The sequence below is a fragment of the Microcoleus sp. OTE_8_concoct_300 genome (assembly GCF_031383065.1).
Taxonomy (GTDB): Bacteria; Cyanobacteriota; Cyanobacteriia; order Cyanobacteriales; family Microcoleaceae; genus Microcoleus.
In genome coordinates this window covers 1-4,599 of sequence record NZ_JANMZH010000439.1, presented here as the reverse complement: position 1 = coordinate 4,599, position 4,599 = coordinate 1, and the positions used below count along the sequence as shown (strand labels likewise).

At 48.1% G+C, this 4,599-nt stretch carries 6 protein-coding genes; 3 read left to right on the top strand and 3 right to left on the bottom strand.

The features are described 5' to 3' along the window. The 3 genes from ACUVJL_RS20050 to ACUVJL_RS20040 form a co-directional block, all read left to right on the top strand. Positions 1-254 (top strand): hypothetical protein (locus tag ACUVJL_RS20050; RefSeq protein WP_445247440.1); only part of this gene is annotated, 254 nt, incomplete at its 5' end. 22 nt (positions 255-276) lie between these two features. Then, positions 277-483: a hypothetical protein gene (locus ACUVJL_RS20045; protein WP_445247439.1), complete on the top strand. Its 207-nt coding sequence runs from the start codon at positions 277-279 to the stop codon at positions 481-483. Beyond that, complete coding sequence (locus ACUVJL_RS20040) at positions 480-875, top strand: hypothetical protein (protein ID WP_445247438.1); 396 nt, start codon at positions 480-482, stop codon at positions 873-875. Before ACUVJL_RS20045 ends, ACUVJL_RS20040 begins: the two co-directional genes overlap by 4 nt. An 83-nt stretch (positions 876-958) precedes the next feature. Here the strand turns inward: ACUVJL_RS20040 and ACUVJL_RS20035 are convergent, their stop codons facing one another. From ACUVJL_RS20035 to cobU, 3 genes are all read right to left on the bottom strand, one after another. Next, positions 959-3,028 carry an ABC1 kinase family protein gene (locus ACUVJL_RS20035; RefSeq protein WP_445247441.1) on the bottom strand — a complete coding sequence of 690 codons (2,070 nt, stop codon included), beginning with the start codon at positions 3,026-3,028 and terminating at the stop codon, positions 959-961. Between the two features lie 359 nt (positions 3,029-3,387). Further along, entirely contained in the window at positions 3,388-3,807 is a 420-nt protein-coding gene (locus ACUVJL_RS20030; protein ID WP_445247437.1) for a hypothetical protein, read from the bottom strand. A 274-nt stretch (positions 3,808-4,081) separates the two neighbouring features. Further along, positions 4,082-4,599, bottom strand: a 518-nt coding sequence (gene cobU / locus ACUVJL_RS20025; protein ID WP_445247436.1) for a bifunctional adenosylcobinamide kinase/adenosylcobinamide-phosphate guanylyltransferase, incomplete at its 5' end; no start/stop codon positions are given.

Genomic DNA, 4,599 nt, shown 5'->3' with positions numbered 1-4,599 from the left:
GTAAACCGCCCCCTCGCCAGATGCGAGAATACAGGTATGCGCGTATGAGAGACATGGCTAAAAAAATTCCACCTGAAATGGCTGAACTAAGCGTTTACGTAGATAAAAGGCTAAAGCTACGATTCAAACTAGCTTGCACAGCTCAAGAAAAGCCAATGAGCGAAGTCATCGGTTTACTGATGAAGCAATGGCTAGAGAAAGCAGAAACCCCGCCAGAGCCTAAAACTCAAGCGGGGCAAAACGTTCAAGACTGAGCAGACATTAAGCGAGGGACAAATGTTGAGAGACCCAGACAACCCAGAAAAATCTTGGGAAGACTTGGAAGCCGAACTCGCTGAATACCCGGACAGACCTTTTTATGCTCGGAGTGACGCAGAAGCTGCTAAGCGATGCGAACAGCAAAACCGCGAAGCAACAAGACACCCCGATGCAACCGGAAGAACCTACTACACCTGTGACGAGAAAAAAAGGAAAAACCGATGACCGAATATCGATTAACACCCGCAAAGTACCACCACGTACAAGTAGTTGTTTCCCTGAACCGCGTTCACTTAGACAGCTATAAAAACCCTGATGAAGCCTTGACAAAACTGCTAGAACTTGGTTACACCCCTGAATTGCGATATCAATGGAATCCAGAGCGAAACGAATTTGATTTATACGCCCTAATTCACGACTTACCGCTAGAAGAATCGCTAATGACCGATGAAAAGTGTCAGGAGTTTTTCAAGCATTTCAAACACAGCCAAATATATTCCATCGGGTGCGGTAACGCTGACCCAGATTGGCTATTTGCTAGGGATTTTGATGACCCCCGCCGTCACGCCAAGCCAGAAGAAATTGAACCTTTACCAGCAGCTAAAGCAGCAGCTTAATATGATGAACGCAGACGGAATTCCATCTGCGTTCATCTGTGTTTATCTGCTAATATCTGCGGTTAAAAAAAATCCCAATCCAACTACTTCGCCGCAGGCAAAGACAACTGAGGCGAAGTTTTAGGATAGCTTCCATTCTCAGAAATCACAGGCGGTTCCTGCGACACCAAAAACTCGCGAATTAGCCTAGCAACAGCTCTTTGAGCTAAACCGCCGACTACTTTCTGCCCCATATTCTGCACTTCTGGTTTCACCACCAACTGCGGAAGTAGCTGCAATACTTTCGTCCCGTCAAAACCCGGAGTTGATTGCAAAATATCCCAAATCCGTTTAATGTGTTCTAGATTGTTTTTTTCTGTTTGTGAAACCACAGGTTGATTAGCCTTGACTCCAAACCATTCGCCCACCACTGCTTTGGCGTTAGCAAAAGCATTGCTCGAAAGTGTGTCGAGACTTTTGACTAATTCCAGGACAATACGATCGCGAATAAAATCTCCTCTTTCGGAGAATAAATATTCTAAAGCTTGGTTCAAGATTTGGCTGACATCGTAATCATCGCTCTCGCGGGCATTGTTGAGCAAATTTTCTAAGCGGTTCCAGCGGAATTCCCCGTGTTTGAACAGCAAGTCTTGCAGGGATGCTCTCAATTCCGGTGCGGGGTCGCTCAACAGCCGTTTTGCTACGTAAGGATAGGCTTTGCTCAGCACTTTGAATTCTGGATCGACATTAATGGCAATCCCTTCTAACGTAACGAGCGATCGAATAATCAAAGCATAGTAAGCTGGAACTCGGAAAGGATATTCGTACATCACCGCCGAAAGCTCGTCAGTAATGCTTTTGAAATTTAGTTCAGCAACGCTAGCACCCAAAGCATTGTTAAACACGCCGGCCAAAGCTGGAATAATTGGCGTCAAATCCGTGTCTGGTGTTAAAAACTCCAACTTCACGTAATCTTTTGCCAAACCTTCAAAGTCGCGGTTCACCAAATGCACCACAGCTTCTAACAGCCCGTACCGCTGATAAGGTTTTACTTCGCTCATCATCCCGAAATCGAGATAAGCCAACTGACCGTCAGGAGTTGCCAAAAGATTGCCGGGATGCGGGTCTGCGTGAAAGAAACCGTGTTCTAGAAGTTGTCTGAGAGAACACTGCACCCCCACTTCAATTAAGTAAGGAGCGTCAATTCCTTGAGCCTTGACTGCCTCTAAATTAGTGAGTTTGACCCCGGTGATCCACTCCATTGTTAAGACGCGGCGGCGGGTATATTCCCAGTAGATGCTGGGAACGTAAATGTCTTTGATGTGACCGTATAGTTGGGCAAACCGTTCGGCATTTTGACCTTCGTGGGTGTAGTCCATTTCTTCGTAAATTCGCTCGCCCAACTCGTCCATAATGCCTGCGAGGTCGCTGCGAATTATTTTGAAGTTGTTTTGTGCCCAAACTGCAACCCGCCGCAGGATGTAGATGTCTAAGCCGATGTTCTCGGCTAAACCTGGTCGCTGCACTTTGATTGCGACTGTTTCCCCGGTTTTGAGTTTGCCTTTGTAGACTTGTCCGAGGGAAGCTGCGGCGATCGGATCTGGTGTGATTTCGGCGTAAATTTCCTTCGGGTGGGCGCCCAATTCTTCTTGGATGAATTGATATGCTACTTCGTTAGGAAACGCTGGCAATTGGTCTTGCAGCGTTGTTAGTTCTTCTAAATATACCGGCGGTACTAAGTCGGGCCGTGTTGAGAGTGCTTGTCCGATTTTGATGAAAGCCGGGCCGAGTTGGCTGAGAATTTCTCGCAGTCTGGCGGCGCGACGCTTTTGGTTGGTGGCCGTTTTGCCTGTTTTGCCGTCCAACCACACACTGAGGGCAAAGCTAAAAAATGTCCAAACAACGCTCAACAGCCGTCCCCACACTTGCAGGGGGCGCTTGCGGTACAGGGCGGCGATCGCCACAGGATCGTAGCGCACAGAATCTCCTGCCAACTCGTAAGCTATGTCTCTGGCTGATTTGAGCGGTTCGGGAGTTGCTGTCGCACTCTCTAGTTCTACTTGTACTGCTTGCAGGGGAACTGTTTTTACCTCTTGGAGATTGCCGAGTGCAGGGTGAGTCCCTGAATTTGAGTAACTTAGGGGGGTGGCTGGCGATACCGTCTTGACATCCATAAAACTCAGACCTGTGAAGCATTGTAAAGACATTGTAACAATTTGTTGCCTTCTCACCACTGCTTTGAGGAAGAAGTCATTAGTCAGTAGTCAGTAGTCATTAGTCAGGAGCATAAAGGATGAAGTCATATTCTCCTCACATATTGCACCATTCTCAATTACTTGTTTAGGAACAGGCAAGATGCCTGTTCCACAAGAAAACTCATTCTTTGTGGAACGGGCATCTTGCCCGTTCTTGACAATGGTGCAACATCTGAGATTCTCCCCATCGAACCATCTCCCACTCTCCCCATCAGACCATCGGACTATCTCCCCCTCTCCCCCTCTTCCACTCTCCCTCTCTCCCCCTCTCCCCATCTTTATTCGTCGGCTTTGAAGAGTCGATCGCGAATTCCTGACAATTGCGATTGGTTGCACACGGGCGATCGAGGTTGGGGCATTTCGGTATCTGGCCAGTTCGGTAAGTCGTAACAGGGACAGCACTCCGGGGGCATTCCGGAATCGCGGAACACTACGGGCATAGCGCAGCGCGCGCAGGCACTGATTTCCCATGCTGGTGTCAGCAGTTGGGCAATTGTTTCGTTTGTGCCTTGCATGTAGCAGTCTCCGCTGTCGGGCGAGAGGATTTTTTGCCAGCATTCTTCAAATTCGTTGCTGTAGCGATCGCCCGCAATTACCGATTTGGGCAGCAGCGCTTCGGAACCATTGCGAATTAATACTTTTTTGCCTAACTGAAACCAGTAAGCAATGTATTTTCTCACTTCACTCTCTGATGCCATAATTTTTAGTCAACCCTTCAAATTGGTAATTTTAGACTTTCTATTGGAAATGTGCGCTCTTTCTCAAGAGACATTTTATATTTTACATTTTTTCAATATTTGGCTATTCCTCGTGTCAAATTGTTGTGCTGGTTGTCCGAGGGAGTATGCTTTTTGAGTAATTTATGTGAGTTTTGAGTTTTCAATCTTAGTTAAAATCCTACCTGATTTTTAGTTAAAATTGTCGCTCGGGAAACCGAGATTTTATCTCCCTTGTCAAGTGCGACTTCGGCTGTTAATTTTTCCCAGCAGGCGGCAGCGGCGTACCCAGAGAGCTCAGATTCAAGGCGTAACCGCCGGTGGCGAGATAAACAGTATCGGCGATCGCCCCGATCAGGCGCACGAGAGTACCGAGGCGATCGCGAAACAGCCGCCCCGCCGGATAAGCAGGCACAACGCCCCATCCGGTTTCTTCCCCTACCAAAATTACATCAGCCGCCGCCGACTTCAAACTAGCGAGCAAATCTTGCTGCTGTGTAGCCCAAACTGCCGCTTCTTGTTCCAAAAGATTCGCCGTCCAAGTTCCCAGCGAATCAATCAAAAAGCAATCCGACGGCTTGCCTGAGAGCACAACGGCCGATAATTCGATCGGCACTTCTAGAGTTGTCCAGTTGATTGGACGGCGCTTTTGGTGCTGTTCGAGGCGACGAAGCCACTCCAAATCGGCTTCATCAACCCGGCCGGTAGCCACATAGATTACTTGTTTTCCCGAACCCGCAGCCAGAGTTTCGGCCCATTCACTTTTGCCAGATC

What these genes read in the sequence shown, in the direction of transcription:
- ACUVJL_RS20045 (WP_445247439.1), top strand. Translation starts at nt 277, where the DNA reads ATGTTGAGAGACCCAGACAACCCAGAAAAATCTTGGGAAGACTTGGAA.
- ACUVJL_RS20035 (WP_445247441.1), bottom strand. Translation starts at nt 3,028, where the DNA reads ATGGATGTCAAGACGGTATCGCCAGCCACCCCCCTAAGTTACTCAAAT.
- ACUVJL_RS20040 (WP_445247438.1), top strand. Translation starts at nt 480, where the DNA reads ATGACCGAATATCGATTAACACCCGCAAAGTACCACCACGTACAAGTA.
- ACUVJL_RS20030 (WP_445247437.1), bottom strand. Translation starts at nt 3,807, where the DNA reads ATGGCATCAGAGAGTGAAGTGAGAAAATACATTGCTTACTGGTTTCAG.